The sequence below is a fragment of the Paraburkholderia tropica genome (assembly GCF_900109265.1).
In the GTDB taxonomy this organism is placed as follows: Bacteria; Pseudomonadota; Gammaproteobacteria; order Burkholderiales; family Burkholderiaceae; genus Paraburkholderia; species Paraburkholderia tropica.
Genome location: NZ_FNZM01000007.1, coordinates 310,059 through 331,337, shown reverse-complemented (window position 1 = coordinate 331,337; position 21,279 = coordinate 310,059). Strand labels below are relative to the sequence as shown.

General features: G+C 58.1%; 18 protein-coding genes and 1 pseudogene. 12 read left to right on the top strand and 7 right to left on the bottom strand.

Annotated features, from left to right (window positions below; all coding sequences use genetic code 11):
• The first annotated feature begins 98 nt into the window (after nt 1–98).
• Nucleotides 99–983 (top strand): glycosyltransferase family 2 protein, encoded by an 885-nt coding sequence (locus BMY06_RS13830; RefSeq protein ID WP_074983717.1) that lies wholly within the window; start codon nt 99–101, stop codon nt 981–983.
• A gap of 102 nt (nt 984–1,085) precedes the next feature.
• Nucleotides 1,086–2,021, top strand: a complete 936-nt coding sequence (locus BMY06_RS13825) for a dihydrodipicolinate synthase family protein (RefSeq protein ID WP_074983716.1) — start codon at nt 1,086–1,088, stop codon at nt 2,019–2,021.
• Between the two features lie 301 nt (nt 2,022–2,322).
• Here the strand turns inward: BMY06_RS13825 and BMY06_RS13820 are convergent.
• The 3 genes and pseudogenes from BMY06_RS13820 to BMY06_RS38685 all read right to left on the bottom strand — a co-directional run.
• Nucleotides 2,323–2,526 (bottom strand): annotated as a pseudogene (locus tag BMY06_RS13820) (ISNCY family transposase); the annotation flags it as partial.
• A gap of 154 nt (nt 2,527–2,680) precedes the next feature.
• Nucleotides 2,681–3,007 (bottom strand): hypothetical protein, encoded by a 327-nt coding sequence (locus BMY06_RS38690; protein ID WP_143064419.1) that lies wholly within the window; start codon nt 3,005–3,007, stop codon nt 2,681–2,683.
• Between the two features lie 74 nt (nt 3,008–3,081).
• On the bottom strand, nt 3,082–3,480 hold the full coding sequence (locus BMY06_RS38685; protein ID WP_124263122.1) for a hypothetical protein: 399 nt from the start codon (nt 3,478–3,480) through the stop codon (nt 3,082–3,084).
• Nucleotides 3,481–3,612: 132 nt separating this feature from the next.
• Between BMY06_RS38685 and BMY06_RS13815 the strand changes: the two genes are divergently transcribed.
• Entirely contained in the window at nt 3,613–4,905 is a 1,293-nt protein-coding gene (locus BMY06_RS13815) for a S8/S53 family peptidase (RefSeq protein ID WP_074983714.1), read from the top strand.
• A gap of 64 nt (nt 4,906–4,969) precedes the next feature.
• Here the strand turns inward: BMY06_RS13815 and BMY06_RS13810 are convergent, their stop codons facing one another.
• From BMY06_RS13810 to BMY06_RS13795, 4 genes are all read right to left on the bottom strand, one after another.
• Nucleotides 4,970–5,281: a hypothetical protein gene (locus BMY06_RS13810; RefSeq protein ID WP_074983712.1), complete on the bottom strand. Its 312-nt coding sequence runs from the start codon at nt 5,279–5,281 to the stop codon at nt 4,970–4,972.
• A 424-nt stretch (nt 5,282–5,705) separates the two neighbouring features.
• Nucleotides 5,706–6,494, bottom strand: a complete 789-nt coding sequence (locus BMY06_RS13805; protein ID WP_065058525.1) for a flavin reductase family protein — start codon at nt 6,492–6,494, stop codon at nt 5,706–5,708.
• 23 nt (nt 6,495–6,517) lie between these two features.
• A complete protein-coding gene (locus BMY06_RS13800) occupies nt 6,518–7,588 on the bottom strand; it encodes an LLM class flavin-dependent oxidoreductase (RefSeq protein WP_074983711.1) in 1,071 nt (356 codons plus the stop codon).
• A gap of 236 nt (nt 7,589–7,824) precedes the next feature.
• Nucleotides 7,825–9,015, bottom strand: coding sequence for a porin (locus BMY06_RS13795; protein WP_065058523.1), 1,191 nt, complete (start codon nt 9,013–9,015; stop codon nt 7,825–7,827).
• A gap of 741 nt (nt 9,016–9,756) precedes the next feature.
• Between BMY06_RS13795 and BMY06_RS13790 the strand changes: the two genes are divergently transcribed.
• The 9 genes from BMY06_RS13790 to BMY06_RS13750 all read left to right on the top strand — a co-directional run bounded on the left by BMY06_RS13790 (nt 9,757) and on the right by BMY06_RS13750 (nt 21,159).
• Complete coding sequence (locus BMY06_RS13790) at nt 9,757–11,400, top strand: long-chain fatty acid--CoA ligase (protein ID WP_313903832.1); 1,644 nt, start codon at nt 9,757–9,759, stop codon at nt 11,398–11,400.
• Between the two features lie 4 nt (nt 11,401–11,404).
• Nucleotides 11,405–12,616 carry an SDR family NAD(P)-dependent oxidoreductase gene (locus BMY06_RS13785; RefSeq protein ID WP_074983707.1) on the top strand — a complete coding sequence of 404 codons (1,212 nt, stop codon included), beginning with the start codon at nt 11,405–11,407 and terminating at the stop codon, nt 12,614–12,616.
• A gap of 84 nt (nt 12,617–12,700) precedes the next feature.
• Nucleotides 12,701–13,513: an SDR family NAD(P)-dependent oxidoreductase gene (locus BMY06_RS13780; protein WP_074983706.1), complete on the top strand. Its 813-nt coding sequence runs from the start codon at nt 12,701–12,703 to the stop codon at nt 13,511–13,513.
• Between the two features lie 45 nt (nt 13,514–13,558).
• Entirely contained in the window at nt 13,559–14,332 is a 774-nt protein-coding gene (locus BMY06_RS13775) for an enoyl-CoA hydratase/isomerase family protein (RefSeq protein ID WP_065058517.1), read from the top strand.
• 78 nt (nt 14,333–14,410) lie between these two features.
• Nucleotides 14,411–16,708 (top strand): acyl-CoA dehydrogenase family protein, encoded by a 2,298-nt coding sequence (locus BMY06_RS13770; protein ID WP_143064418.1) that lies wholly within the window; start codon nt 14,411–14,413, stop codon nt 16,706–16,708.
• 62 nt (nt 16,709–16,770) lie between these two features.
• Entirely contained in the window at nt 16,771–18,870 is a 2,100-nt protein-coding gene (locus BMY06_RS13765) for an acetate--CoA ligase family protein (protein ID WP_074983704.1), read from the top strand.
• A 49-nt stretch (nt 18,871–18,919) separates the two neighbouring features.
• Nucleotides 18,920–19,516 (top strand): nuclear transport factor 2 family protein, encoded by a 597-nt coding sequence (locus tag BMY06_RS13760; protein WP_080180524.1) that lies wholly within the window; start codon nt 18,920–18,922, stop codon nt 19,514–19,516.
• A complete protein-coding gene (locus BMY06_RS13755) occupies nt 19,513–20,394 on the top strand; it encodes an SMP-30/gluconolactonase/LRE family protein (RefSeq protein WP_074983703.1) in 882 nt (293 codons plus the stop codon). The genes BMY06_RS13760 and BMY06_RS13755 overlap by 4 nt, the downstream gene beginning before the upstream one ends.
• A gap of 12 nt (nt 20,395–20,406) precedes the next feature.
• Nucleotides 20,407–21,159 (top strand): SDR family NAD(P)-dependent oxidoreductase, encoded by a 753-nt coding sequence (locus BMY06_RS13750; protein ID WP_065058511.1) that lies wholly within the window; start codon nt 20,407–20,409, stop codon nt 21,157–21,159.
• Nucleotides 21,160–21,279: the final 120 nt, after the last annotated feature.

Genomic DNA, 21,279 nt, shown 5'->3' with positions numbered 1-21,279 from the left:
GCGCCCGACGCGTTCCATCGAGACAGCAGTCGTCAAAAGGAGGAAGCGGCCGTCCGTGCATCGGGCGGCCTGACCGTCACTTTGACCGGGAGACGTTCATGAAATATGGAACGTTGATTACGCTGTTCAAACCGAGCGCGGAGCAGGCCGACCATCTGCTCCGTTTGCCTGCGCTGAGTCCAGTGGTCGTCGCGGTCGACAATTCTCCGCACGCGGATACCGCGCTGCATGCGCGCCTTGCCGCGCAGGGCGTCGACGTGATTGCCAATCACAATCGCGGCGGTATTGCCGGTGCATTCAACGCTGGCGTCGAATTTCTGATCCGCCGCGGCTGCGATGTGTTTTTCCTTTTCGATCAGGATTCGACGGTTCCCGACGACTACTTTCACCGCATGCTGCTCGGATGCGCCTCGGTGGGCGACCCGCGCTTTCTGGTGGGCCCGCGCATTTTCAATCTGAATGTTCAGCGCGATTTACCGCTCTTTACCGTGCGCCGCTGGTCGGCGCAGATCGAGCCGATTCGCGATGGCGCGCACGGGCTGCAACCGTGCGCGGTGATTATTTCTTCCGGTACGGCGATTTCACTCGAAGCGTTCCGGGCGCTGGGGCGTTTTCGCGAAGACTTCTTTATCGACCATGTCGACGCGGAGTATTGCATGCGCGCACAGGCGCATGGCGTACCCGTGTGCGTGAATGCGGATGTGTCGCTGCCGCACGAACTCGGCAAGCCGACGCCGGGACAGCACTGGCCGCGTGTCGATATTTTCGATCAGAGCGCATTGAGGCATTACTACGCGGCGCGCAACTGCATTCTGGTCGCGCGCGACTACTGGCACAGCTATCCGGCACTGGCGCTGATCAATCTGATCACGCTGAAACATCTCGCGTTCGTGCTGCTGCACGGCCAGCAAAAGCGCATGAAACTTCACGCGATTCTCTGCGGTATCGGCGACGGTCTGCGGGGTAAATACGGTCGCGTGTGAAGTCGTAGCGATTCGGTCCGATTCCACCGAATCCATGAATGAATAAAAAATGGAATCGATTATTTAGTATGTCATCCTAATCTAACGAGGAAGGGAATCGAGATGAATGCAACGAAGTCGATCAAGCGTCGCTATACGGGTGCCTATTCCGTCGCGCCGACCATCTTTACCGAGTCGGGCGCGCTCGACCTCGAAGGGCAGAAACGTTGTGTCGATTTCATTATCGACGCCGGCGCGGACGGCCTGTGCATACTCGCGAATTACTCGGAACAGTTTTCGCTGACCGACGACGAACGCGCGCTGCTGACGACGACGATTCTCGATCACGTCGCGGGGCGAGTGCCGGTGATCGTCACAACCACGCATTTCAGTCCGGCAATCTGCGCGGCGCGCAGCCGCGCGGCGCAAGAGGCGGGCGCGGCGATGGTGATGATCATGCCGCCTTACCACGGCGCGACGATCCGTTGCAACGAAGCCGCAATCGAGCGCTTCTTCACCGAAGTGTCGGACGCCATCGAGATTCCCATCATGTACCAGGACGCGCCGATGAGCGGCACCTCGGTGTCGGCGGCGTTTCTGGCGCGGCTCGCGCGCGATATCCGCAATCTGTGCTACTTCAAGATCGAGGTGCCGCAATCGGCGGCGAAGTTGCGCGAATTGATCGAGCTGGGCGGCGACGCGATCGAAGGGCCGTGGGACGGCGAAGAAGCGATCACGCTACTGGCCGACCTGGATGCGGGCGCGACGGGCAGCGTGCTGGGCGGCGGCTATCCGGACGGGCTGCAGCCGATCCTGAAAGCGCATCTCGCCGGGAGCCGCGACGAGGCCGTGGCGGCCTATTCGCGCTGGCTGCCGCTCATCAATTATGAAAATCGGCAGTGCGGTTTGATCGCCTGCAAGGCGCTGATGATGGAGGGGGGCGTGATCGCGTCCGATGCGGTGCGCCGGCCGCTCGTGCCACTGCATCCGGCGACGCGCGCGGGGCTGATCGAGATCGCCCGGCGACTCGATGCGCAGGTGCTGCGCTGGGCGCATTGAGGTTGGTGGCTGGCGCGATGTGGTGAAGTCTCGCGCAAGCTTGTTGAAGATGACGTGGGCGCCGGGCATGTTGGACTTGCTCGGCGACGACGAAGCACAGTCAGGCTGACCGGCATCAAGCAGATCCGGCAGCGGCTGAACACCTTGATATCCGTTCCGATGCCGGACTCATATCCGATCCCTGGCGCGGACTGGCTGGCCCTGATTCGTGCGGGAAGGCGAGCCGGAGGCCCTACGGTTATCTCCCTGAGCCTGAATCGCTTGCGCGACCTGAAGCACATGACTCAGCCGTTTGTGCTCAACCACAACGCCCTGATTTGCGCGACGTCAGCCCAGCCGCGCCAGATTCCCGGTATCGGATCACCAGCCGCTCGATCAGGCGCACCGTTAGTCCCAGCCGCTCAGCCGCCAGGCCTGGCTTGAGCCGCGCCTCGGTCACCGCCTGGATGACCTTGAACCGGTCAACTTCGCGCATCGTCATCGTGATCGTCCCAGTCGCGTTCATCGCTGGCGCTCCATGTGGATGTCCGGCACTCAACCTACACAGAACACGACATTTCTATTTAGCGGAAACCCGACATTTCTATTTAGGACCCACACTGAAAAGTGCGATAATTTATCTTATGTTAAATTGTAAATCGTCAAAAATTGGAGGGACGTCAACGCCGGCGCAGCCTCGCGGGGACCATGCCCGCACTGTCCAGCAGCGCGATGCCCTTCTCGGCCAGCGTTTCGTGATCGGCCACGAAGGTACACACGAGCACACTTGTGCCAACGGCCATAGCGGCGATCGGCGGCAACGAGAAAGGTGTGGAGGCCGACGACGCACGATCGCGCGATCGGCACAATCTCGAAGCCGAGAATTTGCCGAGTCTGCCGCACGACGATTCCTCGAACCAGCTCGCCGCGCCCCGGTGGCCTGAAATCTGCACGTTCCCGCTGATGAAGTTGACAGCGCGTTGCGTATGAGCTGAACCGTTGCTCACGCAGATTCTAGGTGTTGCGTCGACCGGTTGAATCCGCCACGGGTATAGGTCAGCAACCGCGCGTGATCGGGCAGTCATGGTTCGGTATGCACGCCGTCATCCGCAGTGACTCTGCCGTAGTTATGTTCAGTAGTTGTATTGGATGAATTAGTGGCGTTGCGCGATTCGGTGTTGGTGTCGTTCGCGCTGGCCGTTGCGGTGCCTCGGACCTCGTTTCCCGCACGGACGTCCGGCGACGCATGTGCAACTGGCGAAGCGGCCTGCGTGGAAGCACTGGAGGCCACGGCAGTCGAACCGCCGCCACCATCGCCACAGCCGTTCAGGCAAATAGTCGCGAGAACAGTAAATGCGCCACGGCGCACAGTCTGGAAGCACGGTTTCATCGGCAATATCAAGTTTTCATATGGAATCCAGAGTATAGGATCGCGCTTTCCGTCAGCGACGACACATGCGATGCCGATTTGCGAAATCATTGCGCTCACAATTATATGCGCCGCAATTTCAGATATCTCTCATGGTGAGTGTGCACACGATCCCCCTACCCTTGACGCCGGTACTTCTCGTGCCTTCCCCCGTCAAACGTCCAACAATAAATCAGGAACGTCATGCAAATTCCCGTGAATTCTCCGCAGCGCGACAGGATGCGGACAGTGAAATCCGTCTGTGTGCTGGTTGCAACCATGATGTCGAGTACCGGTGCATTCGCCTATCCGTCTGGATGGCCCTCGACGGCGACCATCCCGTATAACCTGGGAGGGTCACTGGAAGGCAGGTACACCGACAGCAGCGGCAAAACATACGACGGGACAGGGTATGTCGTCGTCGTTATCGATGGGGCATTCGGCACGGGCAACCCAGTGTTCAGGGATGCGAATGGTAAAAGCAAAATTCCTCTCGAAGCGTGTTTTGGTGAACCGCTGAGCGCTGCCTGGCCGAGTCTTTGCAAGACTACGACCTGGGTAAGCCGCCCTTTGCCTGGCAACCCTTCCGCTGGGTATTTTTTTAGTTCGCTTTCTGGCGCGTCGACGCCTATGGACGCCCCCGACAACTTCTGTCGCGACACGAACAATCCGTCAACGCCCCAGTATTGCCATTACTACCATGGCTCCGCCACGGCGGGAATCGTCGTTGGCCAGCCCACGATACGGTGGGATGGGGACGCCAAAATGACCTACACGGGCGTGGCACCGGGGGCAAATGTCATCACGCTCAAGATTGGTGGCGGAACGGGCTCCGATGGTCCGATGGGGTGGCCGATCAATTCAGTCGTGGATGCGCTGAATTACGTCTACACGGCGTTGCTGCCTCGTGGAGACGTTGGATCAAAAATTGTCGCTGTCAATATTTCTGCCTCCGGCTCCTCCATAGCGGGTACCCTGGCGTGTTCGACGGGCGGTGACGGCGACAGGATCGACGCGGTTGCAGGCCTGCTTAAGCAGAAAGGCGTCGCCGTGGTGATGGCAGCGGGCAACGATGCGGTAAACGGAACCGGCAGATGGAACTGTGGCAGCAATGTTATACCTGTCGGTGCAACAGGTATAACCACGCCCGCAACACCCACCACCTACACGAACATATCCCAACGAGTCAGCCTGTTTGCTCCGGTGGGTACAGGCGACCGTGAGAGCGGTGATCTGGTACTTGCCCCGTGGGCAAACGCTGGCTCTTTCTATGTCTGGGGCACATCGTTTGCGTCCCCCCAGGTGACCGGGGCGTTTGCCGTCCTGCGCCAGAAATTCGGCACGGGACCGTCTGTCGATGCACTGGTCAATCTCATGGCTCGCACCGGCACGCCTTTGACGGGGGCGCGTGCCGGACTCGCGGCACAGGGAGCGTCAGTACTGAACATCAAGGCAGCGCTTAACGGCTCCCCTGTGGAATCGCCGGTGGCTCGATGAAGCGTAAATAGCGCCCGGCGATAAAACTGACGCCAGCGCGGGGTCTTCCGGGCAGCGCTGGCGATCAGCCCGGATTCGGTGCGTGGCGCAGTGCGGCCCTGATCGATTCGTTATCGTGCTTGTTGATGATTTCGTACTCGGGCGTGTTGCGCTGCGAGACGCCTACCGCGAGCAGGCATGTGGTCACAGCCTGCGGCGTCATCCAGCGCATGTCCTTCGTCTCATAACCGGCGAGTACTTCGTAGATCGCGCCCGACTGCATGGTGAAGCGCTGATTCCCTTCGTCGCGGTTGACCAGCATATCTTCGGTGCAGGTCGAGGCAAACGATGGGGCCGCAGCAAACAGCAGCGCGGAAAAGCTCGTGAATCGCTTCATTGTCGGTCTCCGTCGAAGGGAGCGATCAGACTGACAGCCGATGCCGGTGCTGTCTCTACGGAATTTCTGAATTCAGGCTAGCCGTGGCTTCGATCGTATCCTGAAGGTTTGGAGACGACGCACTTTCCGTACATTGAATGGTATGCGATACCTTGTAAGCAATTGCGGGCTTTCCGGTGATCGTCGTCTCAGGATTGACGATGAAATGGGGATGTGATCGCCCGCATTGACCGCCCTTCCCTTGAACCCTGAGGTTCAGGACTTCTACTACATCGTCACCGAAGTAGTTGCACAGATCGAATCCGTAGTCCCTCGGACTCACGACCGCAGGCACCGCCACCTTTCGGAGACGTTCTGAACTCGCAGTTGCCGCATGCCGGGACACGTTGACATTCCAGCGCTGTGTCGCCATCTCGATCTCCGGTTACTGCGCCAGCGCGCGAATACCCGCATTAAAGTTCACCATCGGCGAACCTGTCTCGTCGATGGTCGTCTTGCGGATCTTGCCCACGAACATCTCATGGGTGCCCAAGGTCGTCGTGTGGATGATGTCGCACTCGACGTTGGCCAACGCGTCGACGAGGATCGGAAGGCCGTCGAGGCCCGAAGCCCATTGCCCATCAGCGAAACGCGGGCGACCCTGCAACTCTTTCAGGAACTTCGTCACTACGTCGTGGTGCGCCTGGCCGAGGATATTGGCGACGAACCTGCCGTGGGTCTTTAGCGGGTCGAGCATCGACGAATCGCGGTGCACGAAAAAACCGACCAACGGCGGCTCGGCCGAAATCGCCGTCAAGCTGGAGACCACCATCCCGTTCGGATTGTTGATGTCGCCCGTCGTGATCGCGGATACGCCCGCAGGAAGCATGCGCATGGCCGCCTTGAAATCGTCGACCGAACTACCGGCCGGATTCCCACTATGCACAACGTGCGCGCGAACCTGCCCCTCTTCGTTGACCCAGTTGAATTTCCGGGCGAAATTCATCATCGATCCAAAGCCGGTCTCCCATTCGGCATCCGCGGCTTTACCGGAGAGGAATCGAATGATCTGGGGATTCACCCAGATGTGATCGTCGTCTGCACGCTGACCGACACGCGCAATGGCCTGCTTCAACATGGAGTCAGGTTGGTCGTCTATCAAAATATCAAATTGATCCAGGCGCGACGGCGCAATCAGCGTAATCGCGCCGCTATTCGTCAAATGTAGACGCATGAACAGGCCTCCATCTTTCGCGCTTATTGATTGGCCACGCCGACATTGACGTTCCGCGCCAGCTCCCTGCGGACAGCCGGAATGATCCTGTCTCCCCAAATCTCGATCTGCCTGAGCATCGTCGCCTGGTCGCAATCGCCAAGTTGAGTTTGGATCGCAATGTGATTGGGCTTCAGAATTTCAATTTCCGTGAGAAGTTTGTCGGTCACTTCATTCACCGAACCCACAGGCAGGTTATGACGCAACTGGTCGAGCGGCATATCGGCCGCGCACGGTGTTTCCTTGACCAGATAGCCGTCGTCCATGTCCATCCGGCGATCCTTCAGCGATTCCGAAATGCGGCGCGACCAGCGTGCCGAATCCAGATATGCGTCGACTTCTGCGTTGCTGTCCGAGGCGAAGCCACACCGTAGAAAGCCGATTTTGGTGCTGCTGAGATCCGTGCCCAGCTCGGAGGACAACGCTTCCAGCCGGCCACGCAGATCGCGCAGCGCGTCGGTGCCGCCGTGCAGAACCGTCGTGAACAGATTCACGTTTTCCCGGAACGCTCGACCCAGCGTACCAGGATTCATCGACGTGATCCAGAGCGGGACTTTCTTCTGCACAGTGCGGATCGCAACCGACGTCGGCAGCATATCGAAATGCTTGCTCTTATACTCGAAAACCTTTTCGTTTAGCCCTTTGTTGAGGATGTCCCACATTTCGTGAAAGATTTCACCGCTGTTCGCCAGATTGCAGCCGAATCGCTCGAATTCGAATTGCTGATAGCCCGATCCGATACCCAGTTCGAGACGTCCTTCGGCGAGCGTGTCAGCAAGACCGATTTCAGCGAGCAGGCGCGCGGGATGATACAGGGGCAAAATGCAGACTGCCGCCCCCAGACGGATCTTCGTCGTTCGGGCTGCTGCGTTGGCGATCGTCATCAGAGGCGACGGCGAGAGCGAGTAGTTGTTGAAGTGGTGCTCCGCGTACCAGGCGGTATCGAAGCCCGCCTGCTCCGCCACGACCGTCTGCTCAATAGTGTTGCGAATGACGCTCTGCGAAGTCTGTGCGTACGAGCGTTGTTGAGCTAAAAGAAAGACACCGAATTCCACGATCTCGACTCCATGATGGATATTGAATTGATGGTTGCTGAACGCTGCACTACTTGATTTAATTCTAGGCAGCCAAACGTCCCTCGGACAATCCGAAAAATCCTCTTTCAGCATTCAAAATCTGACATCAATACATTTAACAATCTGTCTTTAACCTGTAGTAAAGTGCGCTAGCCGGATACTGAATACTCCGTCCCGGATCGCGCCAATGCGTAGCGGCTGGGCCCTTGTCGCGCCTAAAAACTGTGACGAATGCCAAGTCGGGCGACAACCTGCTTGCCAGTCGAGCTATCCGCAATGTTGTCGATGTCGGCTACCGCTCTACCACCTTGTGAGTTCACGCCACGCGCATCCTGGTAGCCAACCGCAACATAGAGAAGCGTGCGCTTCGAAAGATCGTAGGAAGTGCGCGTATAGAACTGATTCGAGTGCTGATTGCCAACCCTTGTGCCATCGGGCCGGTTCACGCCGGTCGAAGTCTGGTAATTCCAGCCTACCGCTGTGGAGAAAAACGGCGACCACATATACTGCGCGCCCAGATCGAAGGTGTTGAATGTGGCCATTCCGCCGTTGAATGCCGTCATCTTGCCGAACTGGGCATTCGACCATGAACCGGCGAACGTCCAGGCGCCCTTCGTGTATTGTGCGGCGATCATCGCAATCTGAAACGATTGCGCGCTTGTATATCCCGCGTCCAGTTGATGGCTTAATAGCGTGCCCGCGCCATTCGACGTGAACCAGCCGGTGCCGTTCGTGGGCCCCGTCGGGTTCTTGAAGAACTCATACGCGGCGCCAACCTTCAGGCCAACGCCGGTATCGTATTGCGCGCCGAAGTTGTATTGCAGGCCATTGGTGAAGTCACCCGAGACGCCACCGATAGCCAGGCCGCCGCCGAACGTCAGGCCCTTGATTTTTGGGCTCAGGTAGCGGATCGAATTATTCTGGCGCAGGTTGATTGCGGCATTGTCCAGATCGCCCGCGTGCATGGCGGCGCCGTTCGAGGCCAGCGCACCTGCGTCGAGCATCATCGTGAAGTTGTTCACCGAATCATACTGACGACCGACCGTCACTTGACCATACCGTTCGCTCCGCAGGCCGATGAAGATCTGGCGACCCCACATCAGTCCACCTTGACCCAAGCCGCCGGACGGCATGTTGACGCCCGATTCCAGCGTGAAGATCGTGTGGAGACCACCGCCCAGATCTTCGTCACCACGAATACCCCAGCGCGAACCCGCCATTCCCGAAAGCGAGTCCAGGGCGAATTGCGCACCTCGTGGAGTCACCGTACCGTCTGCGTTTGTCGTACCGGTGTTGTTCGTGTACGTAATTGCCTGATCGAGAATGCCGTACACCATCACCGAGCTTTGTGCGTGAGCCGCGGCGACGAACGTGGTCAATGCGGCAGCAGAAAAAGTCTTCTTCATCGAATGTCTCCATTTATTTATATTAATTTTTTAAAAATCTGATTTACATCAGATCGGTAGATAAAATAAATTGAAATATTGATACCACTTCAATGCCATGGGAACCTCGCAGGACCATCAAGAATCGACATCTGTTATTGCCGCCCACCGCAATGTCAGCGAGGCGGTCTGACCGTAAATGATTTTGGCTGAGCGAAGTGCCTGGCCGACTGAATCTCGAGCTGCTGGATCGCCTATCGAGACTCAAGTGGATCCGAGAAAAACTGCGCAGCCGAAACGGCCGCTGCCGACTCGTGCTTCTCGTGATACGCGACTGAATGGCCCTGCCTGTCTTTCATGACACGATCGTCTCACTCCGCCTCAGTTTCTTGCGCGCCGCCGGACGAAAACTCGATCTGTTTGAGTTCCGCCTCCGCTGCAGTCAGCGGATGGCTGATTACTCGTTTCTGCGGATTCAGAAGCGGATTCTAGGCAGCTACTCGAACATCACACAATCAAGAATATGTCGCGTTCTGTATTGCGAATTTGACATCAATAATCACGAGATAGCGACGATTCTGTGTAGTAAAGTAGTCTCGTTCATTGAGGGAATGGTTCGATCGATATTCGGGATTAACCCCAATGGTTCAGCAGTTCGCTTCCTGTATTGGCGCGGTTTCAGCTCTGTTTGCCTGATTCGGTAGACGAGCCCATGGAGTGAGACTTCAGACAAATAAGAACAGGGCAACAATGAACGGACTCATGCAACAACGGCAGCTGCTGATCTCCGATTTGATCGAGCACGCGGCTAACAATCACGGCGATCGAGAAATTGTTTCAAACCTGGGCAATGGCCATATCCATCGCTATACATGGTCGGCCGCACTTGGCCGGTCGAAGCGTGTCGCAAATCTCATTCATGCACTGGGTGTGGCCACGGGGCAATGTGTTGCTACGCTGGCCTGGAATACGCATCGCCATCTTGAACTTTATTATGGGGTTTCCGGTACCGGCGCCGTGATGGCCACCGTCAACCCGCGGCTGTTCACGGAGCAGATTGTCTATATCCTGAATCATTCCGGCAGCTCGCATGTGTTCTTCGATGTGAGCCTGGCGAAGCTTGTGGCGGAGATTGCACCACAATGTCCGGATATCAAAGGCTTCATTGCATTGTGCGACGCCGATCAGATGCCCGACATCGTCGTTCCCGGCCTCGCCTGCTACGAGTCGCTGGTCACCGGTTGCAGTGAGGACTATGCATGGCCGTCACTCGACGAAAATAGCGCTTCGTCCCTGTGCTATACCTCGGGCACGACGGGCAAGCCCAAGGGCGTTCTGTACAGCCATCGATCAACCGTATTGCATGCCATGTCAACCTGCATGGTCGACAGCTTCGCCATCAGCGCCCGCGACAGCGTGCTTCTGATCGTGCCGATGTTTCATGTGAACGGCTGGGGCATCCCCTATTCGTCAGCAATGGCTGGCGCCAAGCTTGTCCTTCCAGGTTCGGAACTCTCCGGCGGGCATGTTTACGCGATGCTTCGCGATGAGGCGTGCACTGTATCGTGCGGCGTCCCTACCGTGTGGATGTCGCTGCTCGAGTATGCAGAAAACGTGGACGCGGAGCAGCGGCGCAGAGACATCGTTTTGACGCGCGCACTCTCCGGCGGATCGGCGGCTCCACGGCGCATTATCGAGAAATTCGAGCACTATTTCGGTGTCTATCTATGTCAGGCGTGGGGAATGACGGAAACGAGTCCAGTCGTGACTGTGAACGTCCCGCTGCGCAAGCACGAAACGCTGACGCTCGATGAACGCTTCGACCTTCAGATGCTTTCGGGCCGTCCACTGCCCGGCACCGAAGTCGCTATCTTCGACGACGAAGGCAACCGCCTTCCCCACGACGGCCATACTGCCGGTCAACTGAAAGTGCGCGGCCACTGGGTCGCCCGCGCGTATTACCACCGTGAGGACGACGCATGGGATGCGAACAACTGGTTCGCGACCGGCGACCTGGCGACTTTGAACGCCGACGGCTATATCAGGATCACTGATCGCTCGAAAGACGTCATCAAGTCGGGAGGAGAATGGATCTCGTCACTGGATCTGGAAAGCGCAGCGCTCAGCCATCCTGCCATCGACGAGGCGGCTGTCATTGGTCTGCGCCACTCGCATTGGCAGGAGCGCCCGCTGCTGATCGCGGTGAAACGCAAAGGCAAGGATGTTACGGCCGACGCATTGCTGGACCACATGCGCAATCTGGTCGCGAAGTGGTGGCTTCCCGATGACGTGGTCTTCGTCGATTCACTTCCCCATACGGCGACCGGGAAGCTTTCCAAGCTTCCGCTGCGCAAGCAGTTCGAGAATTTCAGATTCTCGACCGATGTCGAGAATACGCGAGGATAAGCCGATGCAGTCGCAGAAAACTGTACTTATCACCGGATCCGCTTCCGGTATCGGTTATGCGAGCGCCATGCAATTTGCCAAATATGGCTGGCGCTGTGTGCTGGTCGATCACCAGGCCGAAGCCTTGCAGGACATGATCGAGATAATGCCGCAAGCGAGCGAGCCGCATTTGAAGCGAGTCGCCAATCTGATGGTGCCCGATGAAATAGCCGCACTCGCTGTCGACATGCCGTATCTCGACGCGCTGATCAACAATGCGGGCATGTCGGACAGCACGCAATTGCCGCTCACGGCCATGACAAGGGAACAGTTCGAGCCCCTCGTCCGGCTGAATCTGGATGCGCCTCGCCTGGTTTTTCAGGCGCTGGAAAAGAAACTCAAGCCGCAGGGCCGTGTTGTCAACGTTGCGTCGGGCGCCGGACTGCATGCGATCCCGTTTCGGGGCGCCTATTCACCCACGAAAGCCGGCGTTATCGCATTCACGAAAGCGTTGGCCTGTGACCGTCCCGATCTCGGTGTGACCGCCCTGTGCCCAGGTTTCGTCCGCACGGAAATCGTGCGCCGCCTGATCGAGTCAGGCCGTCTCGATGCGGTGCGAGCTGCCGGCGCAACACCACTCGGTCGTATTGCCGAGCCCATCGAACTTGCAGAAGCTTTGTTCTTCCTGTGTAGCGCAGGCGCTCGCCCTCTGTCCGGCTCCATTGTGTCGGTAGACGGCGCCGCATCGGTCTACGGAGGCTCCATTCAGTGTGCCTCTGCCGACTACGAAGTCTTGCCCATGGACATGGAAACGACCATCGACGTTGCCGGGGCCGCTCCGGACGCCATGCAGAACTGGATGTCGCTTCAGACCGGGAACAAAGGCACTGGCTATCAATCCGTCATTGATGCTTCCGTGTTGAACGCACCGGTTGGCCAGCACCTGAACGCCGTGCATGAAGCGGCGAAGCGCTTCGCTCAGTCCCATGCAGAGAACGCCAGTCTGACGCTCCTGCTCCCCAGGCAAAGCATGGACTGGAGGACCTGCGGTGACGACGCGGCGGCACGCATGTTCGTCGCGACACAGGCTTGTGAATGGGGATCGAGGGGGCTGCGCATTAACTCGCTCGAAGTCCACGCGCATACGCTGGTTTCCACAGTGCAGCCTATCGCTCGCTATATGGCAAGCGCGGCAGCGCAATTTCTGACCGGCCAGTCGTGGACGCTAGCCGCCTAGCTTGCAGTTATCAGAAAGCAACTGAGACACAGACATATACGTTAGTACAGCATATGAATATTGAATCCGTCCGAGGCCCGGTCAATGAGTAAGCCTGAAAATTCGATGTCGTGGCTGGGTCTCTCTGGTCAAGTTTGCGTAATCACCGGGGGAGCCGGTGGTATTGGATCGGAAACCGCGAGACAAGTTGCGACCGCCGGCGGGAAAGTCGCGATTCTGGATCGGGATATGGAATGCTGTGCGGAGATCCTGAATGACATTCGTCTTGCTGGCGGTAGCGGGATCGCAGTCTGCTGTGACGTTTCTGATGCGGTATCCGTGACGCACGCTGCCGAAACGGTATGCCATGAGCTCGGCCCGGCGCAGATTCTGGTTAACAACGCCGGTGTCGGCGGTGGTGGCCGCGTAGATCTGCTTGATGCATCGGTCGACGAATGGCAGCGCCAGCTTTCAATAAATCTCACCGGTGCATTCCTCTGCGCGCAGGCATTCGGTACCCAAATGCGCGATGCCGGCAGGGGCGGAACCATGGTCCACGTTGCGTCCATTGGCGGAAGTATCGCCATTCCCAAGAGCGTCGCGTATAGCGTTAGCAAAGCCGGGCTTCTCATGCTTTCGAGGCAGCTTTGCCTGGAACTTGCACAGTTTGGCATTCGCAGCAACTGCGTTAGCCCCGGCCTCGTCCGGACGCCGATGAGCGAATCCTATTACGAGGACGAAAACCTCGTGCGTACGCGCAGGGAGGCTGTGCCCTGTCGCCGGATTGCATCGCCAAAAGACATGGCGGAGGCGATCCTCTTCGTGGCTAGCAACAGGTCTGGTTACGTCAATGGCGAAGATATTTTGATTGATGGTGGTCTGAGCCAGATTGTCATGGCGAGCATTCCACGCGTTTGATTCGCCGTATGCGAAGTACCCGCACCCAACAAAGGAATCTGAAAAATGGAATTCAATACGCTGCTCGTTGAAATCAACGACAAGATCGCGCTGGTTACGCTTAATCGTCCGGAAAAGCGCAACGCCCAGAACGCCGAGATGCGCAATGAGATCATCGATTGTTTCGACGTGCTCGGTGCGCGCAACGATGTTTCGGTCATCGTTGTGACTGGCGCGGGTTCCGCGTTCTCGGCGGGTGCCGATATCAGCGACCGCAAGAGCCTCTCTCAGCCTGGTGCGTTCGCGAAACATCATCGTATCGTTCGTGAGTCGGCGTATGCGATCCGAGAGTGCCCAAAGCCCGTTATTGCCGCCATCAACGGCGCGGCCATGGGCGCCGGCTTTGGCATCGTGATGAATTCGGACATCTGGGTTGCCTCTGACGACGCCTATGTTTCCATGCCGGAAATCAATGTGGGGCTGGCTGGCGGCGTCTCGTTCCTGAACCGGATTTTTGGCCAGTCGCGAGCCCGCCGCATGTTTTACACAGGCATGAAGGTCACCGGTGGGGAGTTGTTTCGCCTCGGGCTCGTGGAAGCGTGTACGACGAGGGAAGAACTGCTGCCGTTCGCGATGCAAATCGCCAGGGAAATCGCGTCGAAGTCGCCTATCGCGTTGCGTCTCGCGAAAGAAGCCGCACGGCTGACCGAAAGCATGCCGCTGCGCGAGGCGTATCGATACGAACAGGGCAACACCGAATTCCTGTCCCAAACCGAAGACTCGAAAGAAGCCCAGCGCGCTTTCCTCGAAAAACGCGAACCGGTTTATGTAGGCCGCTAGTCGATCACGCCGTCAACAGATCAGTGGCGTCAATCTCCCAACTCGTTTAGCCGCTTCCTGGATTGCAGAGAATTAGTCATGAGTGAAATGGATCAACTACGGGATGAAGCGTTCTATACGGCATTTCGCCGGGAAATCGCCGAATATATCGAAGCGAATGTCCCGGCCGAAGTGCGTGCTGCAACGCGCGCTAACAAGAAACCGGGCCGCAGACTCCTGAGCCAATACACCGCCGCCATGGCGAGGGGTGGTCGCGGCTATTCCGCACCGGGCTGGGCTGAAGCGTTCGGCGGACCGGGTTGGGACGGGATGCAGCGCTTGATTTTCGAGGAAGTGACGGCGGCAATGGACTGCCCGCAACTCTATCACCACGGGATCGGCCACATCGGCCCCGTGATTCAGGCATTTGGTACTGACGAGCAGCGAGCACGCTTTCTGCCGCCGATTATCGACGGTACGCAATGGTGGTGCCAAGGTTATTCGGAACCGGGTGCAGGCTCGGATCTAGCCGCGCTTAAAACCACCGCGGTTCTGGACCAGTCGGGCGAGAAGTATGTCGTCAACGGGCAAAAGATCTGGACGTCGCACGCCCAGGAAGCGGACATGATGTACACACTCGTGCGGACGAGCAACGAAGGTAAGCGCCAGGAAGGCATCACCCTGCTTCTGATTCCGATGAACACACCGGGAATCGAGGTTCGCCCTATTCACACGATTGACCAGTGGCACCACGTCAACGAAGTGTTCCTGAAGGACGTCACGGTTCCGGTTTCGAATCGCATTGGTAACGAAGGACAGGGCTGGTCTTATGGCAAGTTCCTGCTCGACCGCGAGCGTCTGAGTCCGGCGCTGATGCCACGTCTGCTCCGTCACGTTCAACAAGTGACTGAACTGGTTCAGGAAAACATCCAGAAAAACGGCGCAACGCCTTCGCTACTGAAGGCGCTCGACCGCCTGCTCGAAGTCGAAGCAGGCGCGTATGGTACGCGTGAAATCCTGCTGTCGGCAATCAGGGAGGACATGGCAGGCACGCTGCAATCGTCCAAGTCGTCGGCGCTCAAACTGGCGTGCTCGAAGCAGAGTCAGGACGTGACGTCGATTGCGATGGACGTGCTCGGGCCTGAATACGCTGCCCGCCTGCTGCCAATGCTGCCGCCCGCAACAGAGGAAGACGAACTGAATATCGAACGTAATTTCGTTCATACCTACCTCTTCTATCGTTCACGTACGCTGGCGGGCGGGACGACCGAAATCCAGAAGAACATCATCGCCAAATCGATCATGAGCGCGGGCTACACCGTGAGCAACATGTTTCCGGGCGACATGTTCGACTCGTCGGCACGGTTGGCCGCTTCTGCCGAAACGCTGAAGGGCCGCGCCGTCGAAGCCCTGGCGTCGGGGAAATGGCAGTGTGCCCTCGAACTCGGATGGCAGTCAGTGCTGGTTTCCGAAGACAACGGCGGTGTCGGCGCCACGCTGATGGATCTCGCTGGCATCGTTGAAGCAGCCTCGCGTTATACGAACGTGATGCCGCTGGTCGAGCGTTGTGCTGTCGCTCCGGTTCTCATCGAAGCAGCGGCTGGCGCACCGGCTGCTCGTCCGGTGCTCGAACGGTTGCTGAACGGCGAAATCTCAGTGTCGCCGGTCCTGCAATCGCAATCGGGCACCCCGCTTCCTGCGGCTACCGTCAGCCTGGGAGACAACGTCCTGTGTGGGGCCGTCCGCGGGTCTAACGAGAGCGAGCCGGCAACGCATCTCATCTTCAACGCGACTACTGCGGACGGCCAGGCGCTGGTGCTCATCGAGCGTTCGCGCCTCGCCGACCGCGCCCAGTACTTCAGCGGTATCGACGGGACGGTCACCGTGGATTACGTGGTGGACAACATTTGCCTCAATGAAGACGAAATTGTAATGACCGGCGCCGCAGCGACGGTCGCGGTCAACCAGGCGCTCCAGATCGGCACGCTGCTTTCATGCGTTCAGATCGTAGGTGCTGTCGGCGCCAAGATTGAACAGACGATCCAGTATCTCAACGACCGCGTGCAGTTCGGCAAGCCATTGGCAGTCCACCAGGTGCTGCAACACAGCGTCGTCGATTGTTACGTTGCCTACGAAGGCATCAAGGGCCAGGTCGCGCGGCTGATCGAGGACTTCAACGGCAGCGATGACTGCGCAATCGACCGCCTGATTATGCTGACCAAAATGTTTTGCGCGGGCGTCGCAAAAGACGTCGGCCATGCGGTGATCCAGATGCACGGCGGCATGGGAATGACGGTCGAAATGCCGGCTACCCAACTCTGCATGCAATCGCGCACCGCAGCGGAGCGATTCGGCAACCGTAGCCAATGTCTCGATTGGCTCGTCGCACAACGCTGAACCCGACTTGATTCTGTCTCGCTGGCTTTGCCGGGGGGCGCATTCGCATTCTTTCGCATACCATGACCTCTCCTACTCTCTGCGCGCTGTTTGAAGCAAAATCCGTGGCCGTTGTTGGTGCATCGTCGGATCCCGACCGCATCGGCGGACGGGTATTGCGATTCCTTCGTGAATCCGGCTTCGAGGGAGAATTATTCCCCATCAATCGCAGTGGTTCGGAAATCCAGGGCCTTCCGGCGTACTCGTCGATTCTCGACGTACCCGCAGTCCCGGATCAGGCAATCATCGTGGTTCCCACCGGCGGCGTGGAAGCCGCAGTGTGCGAAGCCATCCAGAAAGGTGTGCGTTCCGTTGTGGTCCTCACTGCTGGATTTGCGGAAGCCAACGTGGAAGGCCGTGCGGTTCAGGATCGTATGGCAGCAATGTGCAGGGCCGCAGGCATTCGTATGATTGGGCCTAACTCGCTTGGCTTGCTGAACGTTGAAACGCGTCTGTTCTCGACGTTTTCGGTTGTGCTCTACGGCATCAACCCCAAGGCCGGAAACATTGCGCTGGCAACGCAGTCAGGCGCCTTCGGATCGGCCCTCTACGGCGCGGCGACTTTACGGGGCATGGGATTCAGCAAGATCATTGCAACCGGCAATGAGGCCGACGTCGACGTCGCGGAAGCTATCGACTATCTGGCTGACGATCCGGGCACCAGGGTCATCATGGCCGCGCTCGAATCGGCAAAGGACGGTCAGAAGTTGCGTCGCGCACTTCTGAAAGCGGCGAACGCTCGAAAGCCGGTCATTATCATGAAGGTCGGCCGATCGGAACTGGGTGCCGCGGCCGCCGCGACCCATACCGGTTCGCTGGCGGGTAACGACGCCGCCTACGACACTGTTTTTGCAGAATGCGGTGCGTATCGTGCCCGGTCGCAGGAGGAACTGCTGGACATCGCCTATCTGGTTTCAACCACGGGTCATCTGCCGGTCAACAATGAACTGGGCGTGCTTACGTCGTCGGGTGGTATCGGCGTGATGATTGCCGACGCGTGTGGCGATTCCGGCCTCGCCATGCCGGCCCTGCCCGAAGCCGCCAGGACGGCCATGCTTGATCTGCTGCCGTTTGCTGTCGCGGCCAACCCGCTCGATGTCACCGCGCAGATCACATCGGTGAAGAACGGTACGGTTCGCGCACTGGACATCATGCTTTCCCGCAGCAGTTACGGCACCACGCTGGCCTATCTCGCGTCGGCCGGACTGACGCCTGCGTCATTCAAGAACAACTACGCCCAACCCTTCAAGGAACTCAAAGCGCGGCATCCGGCGCGCGACGTCATCGTCGTCACGCTTTCCGTTCCCGAGGTCGACCGCGAACTCGAGAAAATCGGCATACCGGTATTCAATGACGCGACGCGCGCCACACTCGCACTGGGCGCGGCGGCAACAATCCGCGCTCGTTGGGCTGATCTCTACGAGATTCCCGACACGCCGAGTCGCGCCCGTGAGCTGGGCGACGTGAGCACGGAAGCGCTGGCCAAACAGGCATTGGCCGACGCAGGCCTGCCGGTACCACAGGAGATTCTGGCTATCGATGCCGATGCCGCCGTTGTTGCCGCCGACACCATCGGCTACCCCGTCGTGCTCAAGGTCGTAAGTCGGCAGATCCTGCACAAGACAGAGCTGGGCGGTGTCGTTCTCGACGTCAAATGCGCAGACGCGGTGCGTGCGGCCCATCAGCAGATCCTGGACAGAGTGAATGCCCATGCTCCACACGCGCAGATTGACGGCATCCTCGTTTGCCCGATGATCGTGGGCGGCACCGAAATGATCCTCGGGGTAAGCAACGATGCGACGTTTGGTCCGATGCTTCTCGTGGGTGCCGGTGGCATCAACACCGAGTTGTACAAGGACGTGTCGCTTGCTTCAGCCCCGCTCACGCAAACGCGCGCGCGGCAAACGCTCGACAAGGTTAAGGCGACGGCACTCCTGAAAGGCTGGCGTGGTTCCACGCCGAGGAACACCGACGCATTGGTTAGGGCAATGATCAAACTCTCCGGCTTCGCGATGTGTCACCCGGAAATCGTGAGCGTGGACGTCAATCCGCTTGTCGTACATGAATCCGGTGTAGCTGTACTGGACGCGGTGATCATCAAACAGCCGGCAGCCAGTTTCTGAACAGCGGCCATGACGCGTGGCCCGGCAACAACCCACGTCGAGAATGAACATGAGTCAATCTGAAATTTCGAATCAGGCAATACAGGCACTGTTGGACCGCGAAGCTATTCGAGAATGCCTCTATCGTTACTGTCGCGGCGTGGATCGAGGTGACGAGATCGCGCTGCGCGCAACCTATTGGGACGACGCAACAGATCGCCATGGTCCCTATCAGGGCACGGCTTCGGGGTTCTGCGATTGGGCAATGAGCTCACGCGAGAGTGCCGGTCGCATGATTCATATGATCGGCAACATCATGATCGAACTTCACGGCGATCACGCCGTAGCAGAAAGCTATTTCTACGCCGTTCAGGAGGATCGAAAGATAGCGGATGTACCCATGGAGGTCGTTCTTCACGGGCGCTATATCGATCGCTTCGAAAAACGAGTTGGCGAGTGGAAAGTCGCAGCGCGCACCGTCGTCTACGACTGGAGCCGCACGAAACCTGTCGAGGCCACGACCGAAATCGAAATGTTCGGAACCGCACGTCGTCCGCTGGGTTCGCGCTACCCGCGAGATACGCTCTATGAAGTGCGCGCCGAAGTTCTGAAATCGAGCGAGCGACATGTGGAAATCGCGGAAAACGTTGGCAAGAAATCTAAATGATCAATCATTCTATCGACATTATCGGTTCATCCCGCGATGCGTTGGGAGAGTGCCCGCTATGGGACGATCGTAAACAGATCTTGTACTGGATTGATTCCCACGCACATCTCGTGAAGTCTACCGACCTGAAGTCGGCATGCGTGCGAACGTGGAAAATGCCGTCACAGATCGGGGCGATTGCTCTGTGCGAAAGTGGTCGCCTTCTCGTCGCAGAAGCAGACAGTTTCCACTTCCTTGATACAGAGACCGGCGAGGTGACTCATTTTGTCGACATGGTGCACCCTGCTCCGAACATGCGGCTCAACGATGGTCGTGTCGATCGCGAAGGGCGTTTTGTTATCGGCTCGATGGCACTCGGGCGACGGGAGCCCGTGGGCGAACTGTATCAACTCGATGGCAAAGGCTCTCTGAAGGTCCTGGAAACGGGAATCTGCGTCGCCAATTCGACCTGCTTTAGTCCCGACGGAAAGTACCTGTACTTTTCGGATAGCTTGAGCGACCAACTGCGTCGCTATCGCTACGACTCGTCATCCGGATCAATCAGCGGGCGTACGCGCTTCGTGGATACCACGTCATTGAAATCCGGTCCAGACGGCGCAACGATCGATGCACACGGCAATCTCTGGGCGGCGATGGTGATTTCTGGGCAACTCGCTCGATTCAGGCGCAATGGAAGGTTAGACATGCTGATCGACCTGCCTACTGTCTACCCGAGCTGCCCATGCATCGGCGGCCGTGATCTCGATACGATCTTCGTAACCTCGATCAGCAACAGTGGAAATGCGCTGCGCAGCGAGAATCCAAACGCCGGCGCTGTGGTTGCAATCAAAGACACCGGCGTAAAAGGCCTGGTCGAGTGCCGGTTTAACGATCTTTAATCAGGAATTGAAATGGCGAAACAACTGGACGGAAAGGTCGCACTCGTGACCGGCGGAGCGCAGGGTATTGGTCGCGCCATCGTTAAAAAATTCATTGACGAAGGTTCTGCGGTGGGCATTCTGGATCGCGATCTGGAGAAGGCACAGGAGGCTGCCGAAGCAATCATGGCTCAAGGTGGCCAAGCCCTCGCGTTCGGTGGCGACGTAGCCAAACGTGAAACGATCTTCAATGCTGCGGAGGCGTTGGCCGAACAGGCAGGCCGCCTCGACGTCGTAGTCAGCAACGCAATGTGGGTTCGCTATGCGCCCGTTCTGGAAATCTCGGAAAGAGACGTTTCGATGATGACCGGCACCGGCTTCAATTCTGTTGTGTGGGGCATTCAGGCTGCTGCGCAATACATGAAGGAAGGTGGGTCGGTTGTCAACATCGCATCCGCGTCTGGCTTCATTGGCTTACCCAGAGCGCTGGTCTACTGCGGCGTGAAGGCCGGCGTTTTGGGTCTGATGCGCAGCGCGGCAGCAGAACTGGGCGCGCGTGGCATTCGCATCAATTCGGTTGCGCCGGGCTATACGGAAACCGAAGGCGTGGCGAAAAACGTCAGCGAAGAAACGCGCAAAGTTCGCCTGGCTAAAACTCCGATGCCTCGCCTCGGAAAGCCCGAAGACATTGCAAACGCTGCATGTTTTCTGGCTTCGGATCAAAGCTCGTTCGTCAACGGAGAGTGTATTCGCGTTGACGGTGGATCCGCGATTGCCTATCTGTGAATTGTCACGTTTCTCCTCCGCTGTCCTGGCCTGTCATGTAGACACGGCGCGAAAATTCTGGAACAAATAAAACTATAAATAAATTGGAGATATATGAGAAATGATAATTTTTTCCCAGTT